We start from the raw sequence: 20,350 nt of genomic DNA on the forward strand, positions 1-20,350 counted from the left end.
TCAGTCCTCATGGCTTGCTTCGCTCTTGCCGAGTTCGGCCTTGAGCGTGAAACTTCCGGTGGTGGCGATCCGCTCACGGCCTGAAAGCCCGGAGCGGATCAGCACGGTGTCGCCGGCGGGATCGCCAAGCTGGACCGGCGTGACCCTGAAGCCTGTGGCCGTCCGCACGAACACAACCGTTTTCCCCTCGACCGTTTGAACGGCCGTCAAGGGCACGCGCACAGAGGCGGGACCGTCGCCGCCGCCAGCCAGTTGCACCGACGCAGTAACCGCCTCGCCAACGCGCCAGACGCCGCCGCCATCGTCGAGCGATGCGATCGCCGGCACCAGCCTGGTCTGTGGATCGAGCGCTGGCGACACGAAGCTGATCTGCCCGATTGCCGAGCGTCCTGCTGCGGTGACCGTCACGGGCGCACCGGGACGGACGCGGCCCGCATCCTCGGGCTTGAGGCTGAGCGTTAGCGACACCTTCGACAGATTGGCGACCCGGAACAGCTCGGCGTCAGCCGCAACTGTTTGACCGAGCACGACAGGTCGCGCGATCACCTGGCCCGAGAGGGGGGCAACGATGCCGAGGCGATTGAGCCCGCCCCCACCGCCCCCAGTTGCCGAAACCTGGCTTTGCGCCTGAGTGAGTGCGATCCGCGCCTCGGTTGCCGCGGTTCGCGCCGCGATCAGATCCTGCTCAGGTGAAACGCGCTGAGAAAACAGCCTTTGCTCGCGCGCGAGATTGGAATTGGCGAGGGCGAGCCGTGCCCGGGCCGCCTCGACCGCCCCCTTGAGCTGCGCCGCCTCGCGGCTCTCGATCACCGCAAGCGTCTGCCCGCGGGCAACGCTTTCGCCGAGATTGCGGTTAAGCGCGACGACACGACCCGCGATCGCCGCCGAGACGACCTGTGTCGCCTGCGGATCGCCATCGATCGTCGCGGGCAGTTCGATCGTGCCGGCGCCGCCGATCAGCGGACCGGCAACCTGCACGCCTGCCGCCGCGATCTGTTCGGTCGAGAGCGTGATGACGCCTTCAACCGCATGGCCGGTTTCCTTGGGTTGCTCGGGCGCGGTCTCGTTCGTCGAAGCGCCGTCACCGCAGGCAGCCAATATGAACGCGAGCGAGAATGCGCCCGCAAGCTTGATTTTCTTCATGACTGGTTTCCCCCTTGAGGCGCGGGAGCGGTCAGCCGCTCCAGCCGCGCACGGGCATTGTGATAATTGGCGAGGGCATCGATCGCAGCGACGCGGGTGTCCGCGAGCGTGCGCTCGGCGTCGAGCAAATCGAGCTGGCTGAACTTGCCCTCGCGATAGCCGATCCGTGCGATACGGGCCGCCTCCTGCGCGGCCGCAAGCGCCGGGCCGGCGGCCGCGCGTGCGGTCGTTTCGGCGTTGGCTGCTTCAGCTTGCGCTTCGGCAATCGCCTGATCGACATCGAGCGCCGTCATGCGCCGCCGCGCCTCAGCCCTTGTGCGCTCGGCACTAGCCTGCGCCACCGCCGCCCGCCCGTTGTTGAACAGCGGGATTGCAATCGAGATGGCGAAAGCCGCGGCGGTGTCGTTGGTCGCTTCCAGACGCCGGAGCGCCGGCCCGATATTAAGATCGGGCACACGATTGGCGCGCGCCAGACGGATGCCGGCATCGGCGACGGCAAGATCGGCGTCGGCTGCCGCAAGCGTGAGCGTGCCGGACGCTGACGGCGCGATCGTCGGGCCATAGGATGCTGTCGGAATTTGGTCCAGCAGCCCGATGTCCAGCGCACCATCAATCGAACCGCCAAGCCGTCGTGCGAGGTTCAGCCGGGCGACATCCGCAAGCCGGGCCGCGCGTTCCAGGCTCGCCGCCGCGTTGATCCTGGCGAGATCCGCACGCTGCTCTTCAAGCGGTGAAGCACGGCCGGCTTGCACGCGCACCCGTGCCGCTTGCAGGGCATCGTTCGCGATCCTGAGCTGGTCATGGGCGGTTGCGAGCCGTCTTTCCGCCGCGATCGCCTCGACATAGAGCGACGTGACCTGAAGGCGGACATCGGCCGCGACGACTGCTGCCTCCAATTCCGCACGTGAAAGTTGCGCGGTGGCGACAGCAACGCGCGCGTTGCGCTTGCCGCCGAGTTCGATGGGCAATGTCACGCCCATCGTCGTCTCCGCGCTCTGGAGCCCCCTATATAGTCCGGTGCCGACGACATTCTCGACCTGCGCCTGCGCCAAGGGGTTGGGACGCAGGCCCGCAACCATGCGGTTGGCGCGGGCGGCTTCGATAGCGGCTTTGGCAGCGTCGGTTGACGGTGCAGCGCCGCCCGCCGCGGCTATTGCCTGTTCAAGCGTGAGGATCGACGCCGCAGCATCGGCCGATACGCGCCCCTGTTGCGCCTGCGCCGTCGAGGCACAGGACGCTGCGGCGAGCATCGCCGCGAGCAATTTCTTCATGAGTGATTCTTCCTGACAGCTGATCGTCAGGCCGGCATGCGCCGGCCGGCGAAACCGTCAGGCTTGGGGCGGCCGTGGCAAGACGCCGCCGCGGGCATCCGGCAGCGGCGCGCGCAAATGGCGCCGCTCGGGATCGTTCGTCACCAGGCTCGCCTGTGCCCCGATGATCGTTGCAGGCGTCCCGACATGATGTCCGTGACAGGGATTATGATGATGCGGCAGTCCATTGTCGCTGTCGGCGGGCACCTCGTCACCGTCACCCGGTGCGTGGACCGCAAGTTCGGCGCCAAGCACGCTCCCACCCACCGCTTCAGCAGCGTGCGCTATGCCAGCGAAGCCGGACAGCACCAGCATCAGGCAGGCGAGCAAAGGGAGAAGCTTGCGCATCATCCGTCCCTTACCACCCAGACGCCACGACGTAACCGTGTTTTTCGGAATGAGCTCTTCACGCATAAGGATGATTTGCGCGCCGCTGGAGGTGGCGAGAGCGATGCCCCGTTATCGAGATGGGCAGCAGGCATAACGTGCTCGCCGACGTGAGCAGCGGCGGAGGTTTTCGCATCACGCGCCAGGCTTTACGCGGTCACCCTCGCGCAAGCTTGCGGGACCGGCTTGGAAAGCGTGTACGTGACGCCTACGACAGCTCATGCGCGCAGTGGGCATTGCGGCGAATCCAGGATGGAATGTTTAGGGGCGGACATGGTGAAGCATATTTTCTGGATCATCCTCGCGATCATCGGCGCCGTCTGTCTCGGCATCGTCGCCACGGCACGCGGCGAGGCAGTCAACGCGCTGTGGATTGTGATCGCCGCGGTCAGCATCTTCCTCGTCGCCTATCGTTATTATGCGCTCTACATCGCCCGGCACGTCATGCGGCTCGATCCTGCTCGCGCCACGCCGGCCCAGTATCGGGGTGACGGGCTGGATTATGTGCCCACGGATCGCCGCGTCCTCTTTGGTCATCATTTCGCGGCCATTGCCGGCGCCGGCCCGCTGGTCGGCCCGGTGCTCGCGGCGCAGATGGGCTATCTGCCCGGCACGCTCTGGATCATCTTCGGCGTCGTGCTGGCCGGCGCGGTGCAGGATTTCATGGTGCTGTTCATCTCGATGCGGCGCGACGGAAAATCGCTCGGTGAACTGGTCCGCATGGAGATGGGGCCGGTCGCCGGCACGATCGCGCTCGCCGGCGCCTTCCTGATCATGGTCATCATCCTCGCGGTGCTCGCCCTCATCGTCGTGCGCGCACTGGCTGAGAGCCCCTGGGGCATGTTCACCGTCGCCGCCACCATTCCCCTCGCCCTTTTGATGGGCATCTACACACGCTGGATCCGCCCCGGTCGCATTGGCGAGGTTTCGCTGCTCGGCTTCGTAGGGCTGATGCTCGCCATCCTATACGGGCAATCGGTCGCCGCGTCCCCCGTCTGGGGACCGATCTTCACCTTCACGCCCACGCAGCTCTGCTGGATCCTCATCGGCTATGGCGCCGTCGCCTCCATCCTGCCGGTGTGGCTGCTGCTGGCGCCGCGCGATTATCTGTCGACCTTCCTCAAGATCGGCGCGATCGCGGCGCTGGCGATCGGCATCATCGTCATGGCCCCGCCGCTGCGGATGCCGGCGCTGACCCAGTTCGTCGGCGGGGGCGGTCCGGTCTGGTCGGGTGGCCTCTTCCCCTTCCTGTTCATCACCATCGCCTGCGGCGCCGTCTCAGGCTTCCATGCGCTCATCTCCAGCGGCACGACGCCCAAGCTCATCGCGGCCGAAACCGATGCGCCCTTTATCGGCTATGGCGCGATGCTGATGGAAGCGTTCGTGGCGATCATGGCGCTGGTCGGCGCCTCGATCCTCGATCCGGGCATCTATTTCGCGATGAACAGTCCGGCCGCGATCACCGGCGGCGATCCCGTGAGCGCAGCGGCCGCGGTCACCGCCATGGGCTTTCCGGTCTCAGCCGACACATTGGCCCAGACCGCCCGCGATGTCGGTGAGCACAGCATCGTCTCGCGAACCGGTGGCGCGCCGACCCTCGCCGTCGCCATGGCCGAGATTTTCAGCCATGTCGTCGGCGGGCCGGCGATGAAGGCGTTCTGGTATCATTTCGCCATCTTGTTCGAGGCGCTGTTCATCCTGACGGCCGTCGATGCCGGGACGCGCGCCGGCCGCTTCATGCTGCAGGATCTGATCGGCCTCGCCGTTCCTTCATTCCGCGCGGGCAACGCCCTGCTGCCGGGGGTGATCGCGACGGGTCTTTGCGTGGCGAGCTGGGGCTTCTTCCTCTATCAAGGCGTCACGGATCCGCTGGGCGGCGTGAACACGCTCTGGCCGGTGTTCGGCATCTCCAACCAGATGCTCGCGGCCGTCGCACTGATGCTCTCCACGGTGGTTCTGTTCCGCATGAAGCAGCACCGGTTCGCCTGGGTGACCGTGGTGCCCACCCTCTGGCTGCTGGTCTGCACGCTGAGCGCTGGCGCGCTCAAGCTCCTGTCGAGCGATCCGGCCGTCGGCTTCCTCGCGCATGCCCGGCGCTTCTCGGACGCCGCCGCGCGGGGCGAAGTTCTGGCCCCGGCAAAATCCATGGCGGAGATGAACGCCATTATCTTCAATGATCGGATCAATGCCGGTCTTTGTGCGCTGTTTGTCGCCGTGGTGCTCTCGCTGCTCTTCTTCACCATCCGGACATGTCTGGCGAGCCTGCGCAATCCCGCTCCGACGGCGCATGAAGCCCCGGCCCAAATGGTGCCGGCGGAATGAGCGGCCTGTGGCACCGGCTGCGCGCCACCGGGCGCCTGATGGTCGGGCAACCGCCTTATGAGGCCTATCTGGCCCATATGGCGCGCCACCATCCCCAGGCCAAACCGATGACGCGGACCGAGTTTTTCCGTAACCGTGAGCAGGCGCGCTATGGGGGCGCTGGCGGAGGCAAGTGCTGCTAGGTTATTCGGCGCCTATCTCGGAACCAAAACCTGCATCCCGCATCTGCTTTTCGTCGCGCTCGGCCTTTCGCTGGCCATCCTCAATATAATCGCGCTCGCGACCTTGTGGCTTATCGGTGTTCGGGACGACCGAGGGGTTGGACGGCTCGGGCCGGCCGTCCGGCATGGACCGATCCCGTTCCGGCTTTTGTCGAGGGTTGTGTTCTTCCATGTGTCTTCTCCGTTTCTGCTTTGGAAACGGAGGCCGCAGGAGCCAGTTCCGCGCGCGTTCAACGGTGCGGCTTTCTCCATCATTCTATCCGCGCAGGATTTTTTCCATGCCCCTGCCCTTCGCGAGTTCGTCGATCAGTTTATCGAGATAGCGGATTTCGCGCATGGTGCCTTCCTCGATCGTCTCGACGCGCACCCCGCAGACTACGCCGGTGATCAGGGAACGCGCGGGATTCATGCAGGGGGCGCTTGCAAAGAAGTCCTCGAATGAGGTGCCGGCGGCCAGCACGCTATCGAGGGACTCTTGGCTGTGCCCCGTCAGCCAGCGCAAGATCTCGTCCACCTCTTCCTTTGTGCGCCCTTTCTTGGCTGCCTTGGCGACATAGAGAGGATAGACGCTTGCGACACTGACTGAATAGATACGATGCCCTGCCATCGGCCGCTCCATCACATGATCGTCCTCGAAGCATGAATAGAGGACCGGCGATAAGCAAGTGCTCTGCCGGAATGACCGTTCCGTGGCAGAGAGGTGGTTGCGTCTCAACACCGTTCAAGCATCGCAAATTTTCGGTTCCTGACGTTGGGGGGCCTGCGATGTCCACACCGCGGCCACGACGGCGATCAGGCCGATGACTGCGGCGCCGGCCCCTGCCAGGGCGACAGCGCGATAGCCAAGTCCCGCAGCGATCACACCGCCACCGATGGCGGCGCCGATCGCGTTGCCGAGATTGAAGGCGCCGATGTTGACGGCCGACGCCAGATTGGGCGCATCCGCTGCGGCAGCCATCACCCGCACCTGAAGCGGCGGGACGAGCGCGAAACTTGCAACGCCCCAGAGAAAGATCAGGATCGCGGTTGGCGCAGCGAAGGGCATCAGGACCGCGAACGCAACCAGCACCAGCGCCAGCCCGGCGAGCGTCACCATCAATGTGCGATCGACCGAGCGATCCGCGAAGATGCCGCCCAGCCAGTTGCCCACCGTGAGTCCGACGCCATAGGTCACCAGCATCGCCGTCACGAAGCCGAGCGACGCATGCGTTTCTGCACGCAGGATGGGCGCGATATAGGTGAATACGGTGAACATGGCGCTCGATCCGATCACGGTCAGCGCCAAGGCGGCGAGCACCGGGCCGCACTTCAGCACGCGCAACTCGGCAATGGCATTGCCGCCTTGGGGCGCAGGCAAGATCGGCAGGGTCAGCCGCAGCGCGGCGATGGTGGCGACGCCCAGTCCGGCGATCCCCCAGAACGACATCCGCCAGCCCAGATGCTCGCCCGCCCAGGTCGCGAGCGGGACGCCGACGACATTGGCGATGGTCAGCCCCATGAACATCGCCGCGACTGCACCAGCCTTGCGCTCGGGCGGCACCAGGCTCGCGGCCACGATCGCCCCGACGCCGAAAAAGGCGCCGTGGTTGAGCGAGGTGACGAGCCGCGCCGCCAGCAGCATCCCGTATCCGGTCGAGATCGCAGCCAGCAGGTTGCCGAGCGTGAAGATGCCGGCGAGCGCAATGAGCAGCGTGCGGCGCGGCACCCGGCCAGTGGTCAGGGTCATTAATGGCGCACCCAGCATCACGCCGAACGCATAGGCGCTGATGAGCAGGCCGGCGGTCGGGATCGACACGCCAAGATCGCCGGCGATGACCGGGAGCAGGCCCATGGGTGCGAACTCGGTCACGCCGATGCCGAACGCACCGATGGCCAGTGCGATGATGCCGGGATTCAGTTTCAAAGGGTTCACTCCCGTCAGACCATGGGGGGATTGAGCAGGGCAAAGCCGTCCTGCTGGCGGTAGGGCGTATGCGGATAGGACGGCATGACGGTGCTGGCCGCATCCAGCGCGGCAATCTGTTCGGGCGTCAAAGCCCAGCCGACCGCGCCCAGATTGTCACGCAACTGGGCCTCATTCCGGGCGCCGATGATGACGGAGGAGACGGTCGGTCGGCCCAGCAGCCAGTTGATCGCGACCTGCGGCACGGACCTACCGGTTTCGGCTGCGACCGCCTCCAGCGCGTCGATCACGCGATAGAGATGGTCCTCCGCAACCGGCGGCGCGAATTGCTCTGTCTCATTCAGGCGACTGCCCGGGGGGATCGGTCGGCCGCGCCCGATCTTCCCGGTCAGCCGTCCCCAGCCGAGCGGGCTCCACACCAGCGCGCCGATGCCCTGGTCGGCGGCGAGCGGCATCAGATCCCACTCATAGGCGCGCCCGATCAACGAATAATAGACCTGATGGGCGACAAGGCGCGGCCAGCTATGGCGGTCCGCCGCGGCCTGCGCCTTCATCACCTGCCAGCCAGGATAGTTGGAGACACCGGCATAGCGCAGCTTGCCCGCCGCAATCAGCCGAACGAGCGTGCCCATGACCTCTTCCGCCGGGGTGGACGCATCGAGCGCATGGAGTTGCAGCAAGTCGATATAATCCGTGCCCAGACGCCGCAACGCATCCTCCACTGCGCGGATCAGCCGTGCCCGTGAGGCGCCCCAATCCTGCGGCCCTTCGCCCATCGGCAGGCCGGTCTTGGTGGAGATCATCAGGGCGTCGCGCCGCCCCTTGATTGCGGACCCCAGCACCTCTTCCGACGCGCCGTTCGAATAGACGTCGGCGGTGTCGAACAGGGTCACGCCCGCATCGAGACAGATATCGACCAGCCGCCGCGCTTCGGCAGCGTCGCTCTGTCCCCAGGCGCTGAACAACGGCCCCTTGCCGCCGAACGTCCCGGCGCCGAAACTCAGGGCCGACACGCGCAAACCCGAGCGCCCTAGTTGCCGATAATCCATGCTCGATCCTTCGATTGCGATTTCCACTCATAAATGGACCGCAGCGCCCCACTGTTGTAGTGCGCATTCGAGCCAAGGATCTTTGCTATGGACGCAAAAGTTATTGAGAGTGGCGATCGTGCGCGTGCCATGGAGATATTCGTCGCGGCGATCGATCGGGGCAGTTTTTCCGCCGCCGGCCGTGCGGTGGGTTTGACACCCTCGGCGGTGAGCCGCGCGGTCGACAGGATCGAAGCGCGACTGGGCGTCAGGCTCCTGCTCCGCTCGACCCGGGCGCTGACCCCGACGGCGGAAGGCCTCGCCTATCTCCAGGCCGCACGGCGCATCCTTGCCGATCTCGACGATAGCGAGCAGCAGATCGCCGATCAGGGCCTGCCGCGCGGACGCCTGCGGATCAGCGCAGCGCTGTCGCACGGGCGGTTGTGCGTGGTGCCGCTGCTCGGCCGCTTCGCGCAGGCTTATCCCCATATTCTGGTCGACATCGCGCTGACCGATGCGCTGGTCGATGTCGCGGCGGGGCAGGCCGATGTCGCGATCCGCTTCGGTCCGCTCGCCGACAGCGCCCTGACCGCGCGCAGACTGGGCGAAAGCCGCCGCGTCATCATCGCCTCACCCGACTATCTTGCGCGGGCCGGGACCCCGCGCGTGCCGGAGGATCTGCATGGCCACAATTGCCTGAACTTCAACTTTCGCCGCAGTGAGCCAGTCTGGCCCTTCATGCGTGACGGGGAGGCGTTCTCCCTGGCGATGAAGGGGAGCATTGAAGCCAATAATGGCGAAACGCTCGGCCAACTCGCTGCGCAGGGCGTCGGCATCGCACGTGTTGGCGCCTTCAGCGTCGCGCAGGAGATCGCCAACGGCACGCTCGTGCCGCTGCTGGAGGATTATAACCCCGGTGACGTCGAGCAGATCAATGCGGTGTTCGTCGGCGGCGCCAATCTTCCGGCCCGCGTGCGCGCCTTTGTCGACTTTTTGATCGAGCACATGCGTTAGGTTGCGCCTGTCGCCGTCGTGGACGAGACGACCGCCGCGCTCGCGCTCATGGCTCGGGGAGCTGGTCGCCGGTGACGCCGTGACGCGGGACGGCGCCGCGGATCAGGCGCCCACTCCTCCCTTGCGCGGGCCGCGCCGCAAGAGATAGGCAGCGCCATGACCCAATCTCAGCTGGCCGATATTCTCATTGCACGACTGGTCCGTGACCATGGCGGCACTCGCCAACGCTGGCGCAAGGTCGTCGGTCCGATCCGAATTTACGATCTCAGGACCCATCCCCATTGCAACTGGATGGTCGATGCGACCGGTTCGACCTCCGATATCGCAAAGGTCGAGAGCCTGCTCGATGAACTGCGCCAGAACCACCCCATCATCACGGCTGACCGTTGACGCTGGGTTGGAGCGCCGAGGGCCTAGACGCCCGGCGCGATCAGCACCTTGCACTGCTCGCCGCGCTGTTTGAGGGCCTCGAAGACCGTGGGCGTCTCAGCGAGCGCAATGGTGCTGGTGACCATCAGCCGGGGCGCGATGGCGCCCTGCTCCAGTGCGGCAAGGGCGGCCTCATATTCCTGCACGGTGAAGAAGGCTGAGGTAACGAGGCGCACTTCCTTGCCGAGCATGGCAAAGGAGTTGAACGTGTCCGGCTTGGTGCACAGGCCCAGCAGCAGGACCGTGCCGCGCGGGCGCACTTGCTCTACGGCCTGCGCGATCAGGCCGGGCACGCCGACGCATTCAAAGACGATGTCGGCCATGCCGCCCAGACCCTGGACGGCACTTTCAACGGGGTTCTGCGGGTCCACCACGAACACGTCCGCGCCCATATCGTGCGCGCGCTGCTGCTGCGAGGGGGAGATATCCTGCACGGCCACCTTGGCCGCCCCGAGCCGCTTGGCCCAGAAGGCCACCGCAAGCCCGATCGGCCCGGCGCCCAGAACCAGTACCTTGTCACCGGTTTTCAGGCCCGACAGGTTCACGCCATGCAGGGCTACGGCCAGCGGCTCGATAATGGCGCCATCCGCCAGCGTCAGCCCCGCCGGTAAGGGCACGCACTGGTTCGGGCGGGTGACGGCATAATCGGCATAGCCGCCGCCCTGCAGCCCGAATGACGCGCACCACTGCACTTCGCCCTTGCGGCAATGTTCGCAGTCGCCGCAGCTTTTGAGCGGGATGACCGAGACGAGCTCGCCGACCTTGCGCCCCTGCGTGTTCCGACCCAGCGCCACCACTTCGCCGGCGAACTCATGGCCCAGCACATCGCCATGCTTGCATCCATAAGCGGCATCCTGCGTCATATGCAGATCACTGCCGCAAATGCCGCAGCGCCCGACCTGGACCACCAGTTCACCCTCGCCCGGCGTCGGATCAGGAACATCCTCGAACGCCAGCGGCGTGTGGAGCGCCTGGAAGATAACGGCTTTCACAAATATGCCCTTTCGTCTCTCGCCGAGGCCCGTGCCCGAGGGGGACATCTCTATCTTATCCGCCTCAATGCTGACACGGCCTAACCGACTGCTCGTATCCAATTAAACGCTAAGCCCGGAACGGACAGCGCTCGATCACATTGTTCTTGAAGATTTCGGGAGGATATATGCCATGGCGAGCACGTCGCAGGGCGGGAATGGTGGCTCACCGCATTGGACGACATTCCTCAAGGAGTTCGCCAAGGCGCCCCTTTCCGTGGGATCGCCCATTGCCACCTCGACGGGCACCATCGAGCGTCAGCTGGAAGGGGTCGACTGGGCCAAAACGCGCCTGTTCGTTGAATATGGCCCCGGCACAGGTGAATTTACCCGCTATATTCTTGCGCACCTCCCACGCGACGCTCAGCTGGTCGCGATCGAAAGCGAGGACGGGCTTGCCGACCATCTTCGCCAGACGATCGATGATCCTCGCTTTACGGTACATACTGGTTCAGCCCTCAAAGCTCAGACTATCCTCGGGCACGACGTGGTCGGACGGGTAGACTATATTCTCTCTGGGCTCCCCTTCTCCGCGTTGGAGAAGTCCGACAGGGCAAGAATTGTGGAGGATGCCGCGCACCTTCTGACCGAAGACGGTGAGTTCCTCGCTTATCAGGTGCGTCGGGCGATCGAACCGTCACTCCGCAAAGTCTTCACACGAGTGAAACGACGCCGGCGTTGGCTCAACATGCCGCCTTATCATCTCTATTGGTGTCGAGAGCCGAAGCGATCTCGCCCTTCGAACCGGGTGGATTGATCCGGCGTCGCTCCCCACCACAATTGTTGGATCTCAGCGTGAGGGCGCTCGGGTCTGGCTGTGCAATGGCCAAGGCCGCAGCATCTATCTCACTGAAGTCCCCTGTCCTATCGCCCCGCAGCGGGCCATCAGATACTCCATGATCGCGCTTGCGCGGGACGCCCCTATTCAGCAGCGATCGCGTCGATATCATGCGCGGGTTTTGCCGTCCTCAGCTGCATCATGTGCCGCCGATAGGTCGCGAGCGCCTGCCCCACCACCTGATCCATATTATAATAGCGGTAGGTGGCGAGCCGTCCGACGAACAGAACATCGGGCGTGCCCAAAGCGAGCGCTTCATAGCGTTTGAACAGAGCGGCATTTTCCGGGCGCGGGATGGGGTAATAGGGGTCACCCTCCGCACTGGGATATTCGTAGGTGATGCTCGTGCGGGCCGCACTCTGGCCGGTCAGATGCTTATACTCGGTGATGCGCGTATAGGGTACCGCTTCGGACGGATAGTTGATGACGGCGACCGGTTGCAGCCATTCGGTGTCGCGGGTCTCGTGCCGAAATTCAAGCGAGCGATAGGGCAGCTTGCCGTAGCGATGGCCGAAATATTCATCGATCGGCCCGGTAAAGACCAGCCGGTCATATCGCACGCGGGCAGCAACCTCCTCGAAGGTGACGCCAAGCTCTACGTCGATCAGTGGATGGTCGAGCATGGCGGCGAACATCGCCGTATAGCCCTCGGCCGGCATCGCCTGGAAGCTGTCGGTGAAATAACGATCATCCGTACTTGTCCGCGTCGGCACGCGGGCTGTCACCGATTTGTCGAGTTCGGACGGGTCCATGCCCCATTGCTTGCAGGTATAGCCTCGAAAGAACGTCTCATAGAGATGGCGCCCCACCTTGGAGATGACCACGTCGGCCGATGTGCGGATCGTCTCGACCGGCTCCGCCCGGCTCTCAAGAAAGGCCTCCGCCTCTGCCTCGTCCGCCAATGCCAGCCCGTAGAGGCTGTTCAATGTGTCGCGGTTGATCGGCATCGGCACCTGCTGCCCATCGACGTCCGCCAGAACGCGATGCTCATAAGGGTGCCAGCGCGTGAAGCGTGAGAGATAGTCGACGATGTCCTGACTGTTCGTATGGAAAATATGGGGACCGTAGCGATGGACCAGAATGCCGGCCTCGTCATAATGGTCATAGGCATTGCCGGCGATATGGTCGCGCCGATCGATGACGAGGACGCGCTTGCCGCCGTCCGCCGCGAGGCGTTCCGCCATCACCGCACCCGCAAAACCCGCGCCGACGACCAGATAGTCGTAATGGCGGGTGGGGCGCGGCGTCATCACCTCCTCGATGAGCGTCGACATGGCATAGACCACCTTGTCCCAGGAGAGGTCGGCGAGACACGCGTCTGCGCTCGCCCGCCACGGGGCATCGGCAGGCGCACGGGCGCGAGAGAGCGCCCGCTCGCACGCAGCCACGAATGCCTCGGGATTGCCGGCGATCTCGACCGCGTCGAGCATGCCATAATGGCGCACGACATCGATGATCGGGGTGGAGACCACCGGCAGGCCCGCTGCCAGATATTCCGGCGTCTTGGTGGGAGAAATGAACTGCGTGGACGGATTGATGGCAAAGGGCATCAACGCGACGTCCCAGCCCCGCGCATAGTGCGGGAGCTCGCCATAGGCTTTGCTTCCCAGATAGGCGATGTTGGGCCGCTGCGGCAGATCGGCGGGATCGATCTTGACGACGGGGCCAACCAGCACCAGCGACCAATCGGGATGCGCATCGGCGACGGCGGCGAGCAGGGCGAGGTCCATCCGTTCGTCAATGACGCCGTAGAAGCCGAACCGCGGCCGCGCGAGAGCGGCCTGGTCGGAAGGATCCTCCCCCGGCAGGCGCGCCGCGGCAAAATGCGCGGCGTCGACGCTGGAAGGGAAAGCATGGACCGCAGGGTGGCGCGCGCGCTTCGCCTCGTAGAGACTGTAGCCGCCAGTGAAAACCAGATCGGCTCTCTCGAACAGCTCGGCTTCAAGTTCCGCCAGCTGGGGGGGCGCAAACCGGAAATTCGCCAGCTCATCCATACAGTCATAGATCGTGCAGACCGCTTGGAGATGCCGCGAGAAGGGCAGCATCATCGGCGTATAGTACCATGTCACCAGCGGCTCGGCATGATCGCTCAGATGGGCGTCGAGCAGGTGCCGCAGGGTGACCTGGCTTTCCGCATCCGTCAGGCCGCCCGGGAGGTGCGGTGTCGCGACCGTGATGTGCGGGGCGGGCGTCCTCAGCTCCAGCCAGGCATCAGCGGTCTCGCCGCTGACGAGCGGTTCCTCCCAGAAGGTGACCGGCTGACGATATGCGAAACGCGACATAATATGTTGCGGGCGCTGGAACACGAAGTCCCAGCGCAGATGCGAGAAGCACATCAGCGTCATTATTGGTGGCTTTCGAGGCTAGAGCGGAATGAACCTGTATGGGCAACAATGCGCGCACAGCGTCCTTGCTCCCGCTTATTTACCACGATTGATCGATATCAATACGATAGTGCCAGCACGACTTTGATTGGAGGCGAACGGGGGGCCGGGTTGGTATATGCTCGGTGCACGGCCATCGCCGTATGAGGTTCCCTTGGACGCCGTATCGACCCAGCTTGCCCCTCTCGCCCTGTGGGGCGGCTGCGAATGCACGATCAATCGCGTCGGGGATGATTATCTCGATCAGTCGGCGCGGAGCGGGCACAGTGATCGACCCGAAGATCTGGATCGATTGGCCGGACTAGGCGTGACGGCGCTGCGCTACCCCTTGCTTTGGGAGAGCTTTGCCCAAAGCGACCGGCGCGAGGCGCTTTGGGCGTGGCACGCCGACCGGCTGGGGCGGCTGCGCGCGCTTGGCATCCGCCCGATCCTCGGCCTGATCCATCATGGCAGCGGTCCCGCCCCCACCCACTTGCTGGACCCGGCATTTGCGGCGGGTCTTGCCGATCACGCGCGGGAGGCGGCCGAGCGGTTCCCCTGGGTCCAGGATTGGACGCCGGTCAACGAGCCTCTCACCACTGCGCGCTTTTCCGCCCTTTATGGTCATTGGTATCCCCATCTTCACGACGAGACGGCTTTCTGGACCGCGCTCCTCAACCAGATCGATGCCATTCGGGGGGCGATGGACGCGATCCGCACGATCATTCCCGCGGCGCGCCTCGTTCAAACGGAGGATCTGGGGCACACGGACGCGACACCGCAGCGGGCCGCTCAGGCAGGCTTCGACAATCATCGCCGCTGGGCGACCTGGGATTTGCTGACCGGCCGCCTGGTAGCAGGGCACGCACTTTGGGATCATCTCGAGGGTCTGGGACTGTCGGATCGTCTGCGCGACATCGCTTCCGCGCCATGCCCGCCGGCCATCATCGGCCTCAATCACTATCTCACCAGCGACCGCTTCCTCGATCACCGGCTGGAGCGCCATCCCCCGGCCAGCCATGGCGCTTGCGCCCTCGGGCCGGTTGCCGACGTCGAAGCGGTCAGAGCCATAGCTCACCCCCCGGGCCTTGAAGGCGCCATTCGCGCCGCCTGGGAGCGCTATGAGGTGCCCATCGTGCTCACCGAGGTGCACAACGGCTGCACGCGCGAGGAGCAGATGCGCTGGCTCGACGAAGCCTGGACAACGGCCACGGCGCTCCGCGCGGACGGCCTCTGCATCGACGCGGTGACGGTCTGGAGCCTGTTCGGCGCGTTCGACTGGGACAGCCTGCTCACCCAAAAGGCCGGCCATTATGAGAGCGGCGTGTTCGACGTGCGGGCCGCCCAGCCGCGAGAGACCGCTTTGGCGCCGATGATGCGCGCACTGGCAGGAGGCGCAAGGCCGGCTCATCCCGTCCTGCATGGACAGGGATGGTGGCGTCGACCCGGGCGCCTCACCGGGGCTGCGACAGAGCCACGCGCGATCGATGTACCGCCGGCTCCAGAAGCGCGCCCGCTCTTGATCTTGGGCGCGACCGGCACCTTGGGCCAGGCCTTTGCGGGGGCCTGTTCGCTCCGTGATATCGATCATCGGCTGGTCGGACGAGACGTCATCGACCTGCACGATGCCGCCACGATTGCCGACGCGCTGGATCGGCTGCGGCCTTGGGCGGTCATCAACTGCGCAGGCTGGGTGCGGGTCGATGAAGCAGAGGGCAGCGCCGACGCCTGCCTTGCGACCAATTTCACAGGCTGCGTTGCCCTTGCAGCCGCCTGCGCGCAACGCGACATCCACTATAGCTGCTTCTCCAGCGACCTCGTCTTCGATGGCCATGGCCGGCGCGCTTATGTGGAAAGCGATGCACCAGCGCCCCTCAACGTCTACGGAGAGAGCAAGGCGCGCGCTGAGGCGGGTGTTCTGGCGGCTGGCGGGCGCGCGCTGGTCATCAGGACCGCATCCTTCTTCTCACCCTATGATCCGCATAATTTCGCCATGCATCTGGTGGCGGCGCTGCGGACCGAACGCGTATTTCACGCCGTGGGGGATTGCATCACCTCGCCCACTTATGTGCCCGATCTCGTCCGCGCCACGCTCGACCTCGTGATCGACGACGAGTGCGGCATCTGGCACCTCACCAGCGACGGCGCTTTCTCCTGGGCGCAGTTTGCGCATGCCGTGGGCGAAAGGATGGACCTGCCAACCGATCTGATCGAAACGGTCTCCATCGACGCGATGAACTGGCCGGCGCGGCGGCCCCGCCATGCGCCGATGAGCAGCGAGCGCGGCCTGATCATGCCCAGCCTGGCTTCGGCAATCGACCGGTTTGCCCTGCACCTTGGCTGAGCCCAGGTTCGCCGCCCCAGCCTAGGCCTTTTCGAGAACGGCCCGGATCTTGGCCGCGAGCTGCTCGACTGTGAAGGGCTTACCGAGAAGCTCCACACCGGGATCGACAACGCCGTTGTGGACGACGGCGTTCCGCGTGTAGCCGCTGGTATAGAGCACTTTCAGGTCCGGCCGGCGGCGGCACGCTTCATCGGCGAGTTTCCGGCCGTTGATGTCCGGCATGATGATGTCCGTGAACAAGAGCGTGATCTCCGGATGCTCGTCGAGCACGCGGAGCGCCGCATGTCCGCCATCCGCTTCCAGCACGCGATAGCCCAGTTCGACCAGCGCATCGACGCTGAACCGGCGGACGGCGGCCTCGTCCTCGACAACCAGAATGACCTCCTGCTCATCGCCCCTCGGCAGGTCGGCCCGCACCTGTTCGATCTCTCCGGCGGCCTCGCCATAGAATCGCGGGAGGTAGATCTTGATCGTCGTCCCTTCGCCCGGCTCGGAATAGATTTTGATATGCCCGCCCGACTGCCGGACAAATCCGTACACCTGGCTCAGCCCCAGACCGGTGCCCTTGCCCACGGCCTTGGTGGTGAAGAAGGGATCGAACGCCTTCGCGATCACGTCGTCCGGCATGCCCGTGCCGGTGTCGGTCACGGCGATCATCACATATTGGCCCGCCGGAACGCCGAAATTCTCCGCGGCATAGCGATCATCGGCGTGCGTGTTTTGCGTTTCAATCGTCAGGTGTCCGCCATCCGGCATGGCATCGCGGGCATTGACCGCGAGATTGACGATCGCGTTTTCAAGCTGGTTGCGGTCGGCATGGGTGCGCCACACGCCCGCCGCAAGAACCGTCTCCAGCCTGACATCGCCGCCCAGCGAATGCAGGAGAAGCTCGGACATGCCCGAGACGAGCTTGTTGGGATCGAGCACCTCGGGGTTGAGCGGCTGCTGGCGCGAGAATGCCAGGAGGCGATGGGTCAGGGTGGCAGCGCGTTCCGCGCCGTCGATCGCGGCGTCGATATAGCGTTTCGCGCGCTCATCATCGGCCATGACGCGCCGGCTCAACAGGTCGAGTGAGCCGATCACCACGGCCAGCATATTGTTGAAGTCATGCGCGATGCCGCCGGTCAATTGGCCGACAGCTTCCATTTTCTGTGCCTGACGCAAGGCCGCCTGCGCTTGCTCGCGCACGGCCACCTCCTCGGTCACGCGACGCTCGAGATGCTCGTTGAGCTCCCGCAGTTCCGCCTCGGCGCGCTTGCGCGCCGTCACGTCAATCGCCGTGCCGACGACGCGCAGGCACCGCCCGGCCTCGTCGAAGACGCCGCGTCCCTTGGCGGCGACCCAGCGCACCAGTCCATCTTCCTTGCCGATCGTTCGATACTCGACATCATAGATCGCGCGGACATTGGGGTCTGCGGCCGCCAGATAGGCTTCGGTGGTATGCGCGCGATCGTCGGGATGGAGGCCTTCGTAAAAATCCTGCATCGACACTTCGACATCGGGCGAGATGCCGAACACCCCTTTCACGATGGGCGGCCAGATCAGAACATCATTGACGACGTCGACGTCCCAAAAGCCGACCTCGGCGGCATCCGTCGCGAGCCGCAGCCGCTCCTCGCTGATCGCCAGCTCGGCCCGGACGCGCATCCGCTCAGACAGATCGAGCATCGCCCCGATCATGCGCAAAGCCCGCCCCTGCGCATCCCGGATGATGTGGCCGCGATCGAAGACGTGGGCGTAGCTCCCGTCGCCCCGCCTGAACCGATATTCTCCGCTCCAGCTGTCCGACGAGCCGTCAATCGCTGCGTGGATGGTCCTGTCCACCTCGTCCCGGTCGTCAGGGTGGATCTGCGCGATCCACCATTCTCCGCTATTCTCGATCTGGTCGGCCGGGTGGCCATAAGCGATGGAGAGCGCGTCGTTCCAGGTCACATAGTCGGTGACGAAATCCCAATCCCAGATGGCGTCGTTCGTCGCCTTGCTCGCCAGGCGGTAGCGTTCCTCGACCGCGCGAATATCCTCAAGCCGGGTTCGCGCTTCATATTGCCGCCGGCGCGCCCGCAGCGCAGCCGTGGCGACGCTGACCAATGTGGTCGGGTGAAAGGGGCGTTCGAGAAAGGTCACGTTGCCGAGCAATTCGAGATGGCGGCCGGCGGCAGGATTGCGCTCGACGCCGCCGCCGCGCTGGGTGAGCAGGACGAAGGGCAGATCGGACCATTCCTGCTGCGCGGCGATGAGCTCCACCAGCGGCCTCAGATCGGCCGCCTTGACCGCTTCATCGGTCATCATCACGAACCCAAGACCCTGTGCGAGGCGCGCGACCAGCGCATCGAGCGACGGGACAATCTCGGTTTCGATACCGGCTTGGTTGAGGATGGCGGCGGCGATCTCTGCATCCCGACCGTGAGGGGCGAGGATGACGGCACGCTCCGAAAAAGTGCGGTTCATCAGCCGCGCTTGTCCTGGCCGAGGTCCATCAGATTGCCGGCACCGACCATCGTGGGGATGCCACGCAATACACCCTGAAAATGCGTCAGCGGCTCGCCGATGGTGATGCCTTGTGCGTCGATACGATATTCGCGGATCGTATTCTCATGGACGCCCGAGCGTTTCTTGACGATCGAGATGGCCCGCCGGACATGGCCCACCGCCTCGAAATAGCGCAGCAGCACGACCGTATCGGCCAGATAGGTGATGTCCACCGGGGCCTGCATGTCTCCCACCACGCCATGCTGCGTGACGGTGAGGAACGTGCTCGCGCCGCGCCGATTGAGATATTGCAACAGCTCGTGAATGTGGAGGACAAGCGCGCTCTCCTCGGGCATCGCCGCGCGATATCCGTTGAGGCTGTCGATCACGACGGTGCGGATGCCGTGCTCCTCGACGGTGGCGCGCACCCGATGAGCAAACTCGCCGGGCGACATTTCGGCTGCATCGACCTGCTCGATGATGAGCTTACCCTCTGAAACGAGGCGCCACACATCGATGCCAAGCCCCTTGGCCCGATCGGCCAGCAGGCCGAGTTCCTCATCGAAGACGAACATGGCCGCCGTCTCTCCACGCGCGATGCACCCTTTCACGAGATTGAGCGCCAGGAGGGATTTGCCCGTCCCCGTCGGGCCGAGGATCAGCGTGCTGGTGCCGGAGTCAAAGCCCCCGCCGAGCAGGGCATTGAGTTCAGCGCTTTCCGTGGGCGCGGTGGCCCGCACGAAATCGGATTTATGCTCCAGCGACACCAATCGCGGAAAAACCCGGACACCGCCGGTATCGATCACGAAATCATGATAGCCGCCGCGATAGCGCTGGCCGCGATATTTGAGCATCCGAAGCCGCCGGCGTTCCGAACCGTAAAGCGGTGCCAGCTCCTCAAGCCGCAGCACGCCATGAGCGACGCTGTGCACGGTCTTGTCATTGGTGTCGGAGGTCAGATCGTCGAGCATCAGCACGGTTGCATTATGCTTGGCGAAATAGTGTTTGAGCGCCAGAATCTGGCGGCGGTAGCGCAGCGAGCTTTGGGCGAGCAGCCGGATTTCCGAGAGACTGTCGATCACTAACCGCTGCGGCTTGACCCGCTCGATCGCCTCGAGGATGCGCTTGGTGGTTTCGCCCAGTTCGAGGTCGGAGGAGTAGAGCAGGCTCTGCTGCTGATTCTCGTCCAGCAGCGTCTCGGGCGGTACGAGTTCGAAAATGTGGAAATGCTCGTTCAGTGCCCAGCCGTGCGAGGCAGCGGTCTCACGCAGTTCCTCCTCGGTTTCCGACAGGGTGATGTACAGCCCCCGCTCCCCGGCCTCTGCACCGTTCAGGAGGAACTGGCTTGCGATGGTCGTCTTGCCGGTGCCCGGATCGCCCTCGACGAGGAAAAGCCTGCCGCTGGCAAAGCCGCCCGCCGTCACATCATCAAGCCCCTCAATCCCACTCGACGCCTTCGCCGTCCGATCCATCCGCATATCTCCCTTCGCAAACGCCGGACCGTCTCCGCACGTCCACCGCTCCCGAAAAGAGCAAGCTGAAAACCCA

Annotated in this window: 17 protein-coding genes; 6 read left to right on the top strand and 11 right to left on the bottom strand. The window is 64.8% G+C overall.

What is annotated here, in order from left to right:
* The 3 genes from M2334_RS15565 to M2334_RS15575 are packed head-to-tail and all read right to left on the bottom strand — an operon-like array spanning position 1 to position 2,867.
* A complete protein-coding gene (locus M2334_RS15565; protein WP_264605898.1) occupies positions 1 to 1,143 on the bottom strand; it encodes an efflux RND transporter periplasmic adaptor subunit in 1,143 nt (380 codons plus the stop codon).
* The gene (locus tag M2334_RS15570) at positions 1,140 to 2,414 is read right to left on the bottom strand and encodes a TolC family protein (protein WP_264595258.1); all 1,275 of its coding nucleotides are present in this window, start codon (positions 2,412 to 2,414) and stop codon (positions 1,140 to 1,142) included. Before M2334_RS15570 ends, M2334_RS15565 begins: the two co-directional genes overlap by 4 nt.
* Before the next feature lie 57 nt (positions 2,415 to 2,471).
* A complete protein-coding gene (locus M2334_RS15575) occupies positions 2,472 to 2,867 on the bottom strand; it encodes a hypothetical protein (protein ID WP_264605899.1) in 396 nt (131 codons plus the stop codon).
* A gap of 246 nt (positions 2,868 to 3,113) precedes the next feature.
* On the opposite strand from M2334_RS15575, the gene M2334_RS15580 reads away from it, so the two are divergent.
* Together M2334_RS15580 and M2334_RS15585 are read left to right on the top strand one after the other, a co-directional pair.
* Positions 3,114 to 5,162, top strand: a complete 2,049-nt coding sequence (locus M2334_RS15580; protein ID WP_264605900.1) for a carbon starvation CstA family protein — start codon at positions 3,114 to 3,116, stop codon at positions 5,160 to 5,162.
* Positions 5,159 to 5,344, top strand: coding sequence for a YbdD/YjiX family protein (locus M2334_RS15585; RefSeq protein WP_264605901.1), 186 nt, complete (start codon positions 5,159 to 5,161; stop codon positions 5,342 to 5,344). Before M2334_RS15580 ends, M2334_RS15585 begins: the two co-directional genes overlap by 4 nt.
* Before the next feature lies 1 nt (position 5,345).
* Here M2334_RS15585 and M2334_RS15590 read toward each other — a convergent pair whose 3' ends face one another.
* The 4 genes from M2334_RS15590 to M2334_RS15605 form a co-directional block, all read right to left on the bottom strand.
* Positions 5,346 to 5,555 carry a hypothetical protein gene (locus tag M2334_RS15590; protein WP_264571338.1) on the bottom strand — a complete coding sequence of 70 codons (210 nt, stop codon included), beginning with the start codon at positions 5,553 to 5,555 and terminating at the stop codon, positions 5,346 to 5,348.
* 84 nt (positions 5,556 to 5,639) lie between these two features.
* On the bottom strand, positions 5,640 to 5,990 hold the full coding sequence (locus M2334_RS15595; RefSeq protein WP_264576702.1) for a DUF2200 domain-containing protein: 351 nt from the start codon (positions 5,988 to 5,990) through the stop codon (positions 5,640 to 5,642).
* 114 nt (positions 5,991 to 6,104) lie between these two features.
* Positions 6,105 to 7,286, bottom strand: a complete 1,182-nt coding sequence (locus tag M2334_RS15600) for an MFS transporter (protein ID WP_264605902.1) — start codon at positions 7,284 to 7,286, stop codon at positions 6,105 to 6,107.
* A gap of 14 nt (positions 7,287 to 7,300) precedes the next feature.
* Positions 7,301 to 8,335, bottom strand: a complete 1,035-nt coding sequence (locus tag M2334_RS15605; RefSeq protein ID WP_264605903.1) for an aldo/keto reductase — start codon at positions 8,333 to 8,335, stop codon at positions 7,301 to 7,303.
* An 87-nt stretch (positions 8,336 to 8,422) separates the two neighbouring features.
* Here M2334_RS15605 and M2334_RS15610 point away from each other — a divergent pair, with 87 nt between their 5' ends.
* The gene (locus tag M2334_RS15610) at positions 8,423 to 9,328 is read left to right on the top strand and encodes a LysR family transcriptional regulator (RefSeq protein ID WP_264605904.1); all 906 of its coding nucleotides are present in this window, start codon (positions 8,423 to 8,425) and stop codon (positions 9,326 to 9,328) included.
* Positions 9,329 to 9,484: 156 nt separating this feature from the next.
* Entirely contained in the window at positions 9,485 to 9,718 is a 234-nt protein-coding gene (locus M2334_RS15615; protein ID WP_264578043.1) for a hypothetical protein, read from the top strand.
* A 23-nt stretch (positions 9,719 to 9,741) separates the two neighbouring features.
* On the opposite strand, the gene M2334_RS15620 is transcribed toward M2334_RS15615, so the two are convergent.
* Positions 9,742 to 10,749: an alcohol dehydrogenase catalytic domain-containing protein gene (locus M2334_RS15620; protein WP_264605905.1), complete on the bottom strand. Its 1,008-nt coding sequence runs from the start codon at positions 10,747 to 10,749 to the stop codon at positions 9,742 to 9,744.
* A 172-nt stretch (positions 10,750 to 10,921) separates the two neighbouring features.
* On the opposite strand from M2334_RS15620, the gene M2334_RS15625 reads away from it, so the two are divergent.
* Positions 10,922 to 11,545: a class I SAM-dependent methyltransferase gene (locus M2334_RS15625; RefSeq protein ID WP_264584097.1), complete on the top strand. Its 624-nt coding sequence runs from the start codon at positions 10,922 to 10,924 to the stop codon at positions 11,543 to 11,545.
* Positions 11,546 to 11,709: 164 nt separating this feature from the next.
* Here the strand turns inward: M2334_RS15625 and glf are convergent, their stop codons facing one another.
* Positions 11,710 to 13,908: a UDP-galactopyranose mutase gene (glf, locus tag M2334_RS15630; protein ID WP_264605906.1), complete on the bottom strand. Its 2,199-nt coding sequence runs from the start codon at positions 13,906 to 13,908 to the stop codon at positions 11,710 to 11,712.
* A gap of 256 nt (positions 13,909 to 14,164) precedes the next feature.
* On the opposite strand from glf, the gene M2334_RS15635 reads away from it, so the two are divergent.
* A complete protein-coding gene (locus M2334_RS15635) occupies positions 14,165 to 16,333 on the top strand; it encodes a sugar nucleotide-binding protein (protein WP_264605907.1) in 2,169 nt (722 codons plus the stop codon).
* Between the two features lie 21 nt (positions 16,334 to 16,354).
* On the opposite strand, the gene M2334_RS15640 is transcribed toward M2334_RS15635, so the two are convergent.
* Together M2334_RS15640 and M2334_RS15645 are read right to left on the bottom strand one after the other, a co-directional pair.
* Positions 16,355 to 18,781 carry a PAS domain-containing sensor histidine kinase gene (locus tag M2334_RS15640; protein ID WP_264605908.1) on the bottom strand — a complete coding sequence of 809 codons (2,427 nt, stop codon included), beginning with the start codon at positions 18,779 to 18,781 and terminating at the stop codon, positions 16,355 to 16,357.
* The gene (locus tag M2334_RS15645; protein ID WP_264605909.1) at positions 18,781 to 20,274 is read right to left on the bottom strand and encodes an ATPase domain-containing protein; all 1,494 of its coding nucleotides are present in this window, start codon (positions 20,272 to 20,274) and stop codon (positions 18,781 to 18,783) included. Before M2334_RS15645 ends, M2334_RS15640 begins: the two co-directional genes overlap by 1 nt.
* Positions 20,275 to 20,350 lie beyond the last annotated feature (76 nt).

Source organism: Sphingobium sp. B11D3D (assembly GCF_025961755.1).
GTDB lineage: Bacteria > Pseudomonadota > Alphaproteobacteria > Sphingomonadales > Sphingomonadaceae > Sphingobium.

What these genes read in the sequence shown, in the direction of transcription:
- M2334_RS15610 (WP_264605904.1), top strand. Translation starts at nt 8,423, where the DNA reads ATGGACGCAAAAGTTATTGAGAGTGGCGATCGTGCGCGTGCCATGGAG.
- M2334_RS15595 (WP_264576702.1), bottom strand. Translation starts at nt 5,990, where the DNA reads ATGGCAGGGCATCGTATCTATTCAGTCAGTGTCGCAAGCGTCTATCCT.
- M2334_RS15580 (WP_264605900.1), top strand. Translation starts at nt 3,114, where the DNA reads ATGGTGAAGCATATTTTCTGGATCATCCTCGCGATCATCGGCGCCGTC.
- glf (WP_264605906.1), bottom strand. Translation starts at nt 13,908, where the DNA reads ATGTCGCGTTTCGCATATCGTCAGCCGGTCACCTTCTGGGAGGAACCG.
- M2334_RS15615 (WP_264578043.1), top strand. Translation starts at nt 9,485, where the DNA reads ATGACCCAATCTCAGCTGGCCGATATTCTCATTGCACGACTGGTCCGT.
- M2334_RS15570 (WP_264595258.1), bottom strand. Translation starts at nt 2,414, where the DNA reads ATGAAGAAATTGCTCGCGGCGATGCTCGCCGCAGCGTCCTGTGCCTCG.
- M2334_RS15605 (WP_264605903.1), bottom strand. Translation starts at nt 8,335, where the DNA reads ATGGATTATCGGCAACTAGGGCGCTCGGGTTTGCGCGTGTCGGCCCTG.
- M2334_RS15575 (WP_264605899.1), bottom strand. Translation starts at nt 2,867, where the DNA reads ATGCGTGAAGAGCTCATTCCGAAAAACACGGTTACGTCGTGGCGTCTG.
- M2334_RS15585 (WP_264605901.1), top strand. Translation starts at nt 5,159, where the DNA reads ATGAGCGGCCTGTGGCACCGGCTGCGCGCCACCGGGCGCCTGATGGTC.
- M2334_RS15625 (WP_264584097.1), top strand. Translation starts at nt 10,922, where the DNA reads ATGGCGAGCACGTCGCAGGGCGGGAATGGTGGCTCACCGCATTGGACG.
- M2334_RS15640 (WP_264605908.1), bottom strand. Translation starts at nt 18,781, where the DNA reads ATGAACCGCACTTTTTCGGAGCGTGCCGTCATCCTCGCCCCTCACGGT.
- M2334_RS15645 (WP_264605909.1), bottom strand. Translation starts at nt 20,274, where the DNA reads ATGGATCGGACGGCGAAGGCGTCGAGTGGGATTGAGGGGCTTGATGAT.
- M2334_RS15590 (WP_264571338.1), bottom strand. Translation starts at nt 5,555, where the DNA reads ATGGAAGAACACAACCCTCGACAAAAGCCGGAACGGGATCGGTCCATG.
- M2334_RS15565 (WP_264605898.1), bottom strand. Translation starts at nt 1,143, where the DNA reads ATGAAGAAAATCAAGCTTGCGGGCGCATTCTCGCTCGCGTTCATATTG.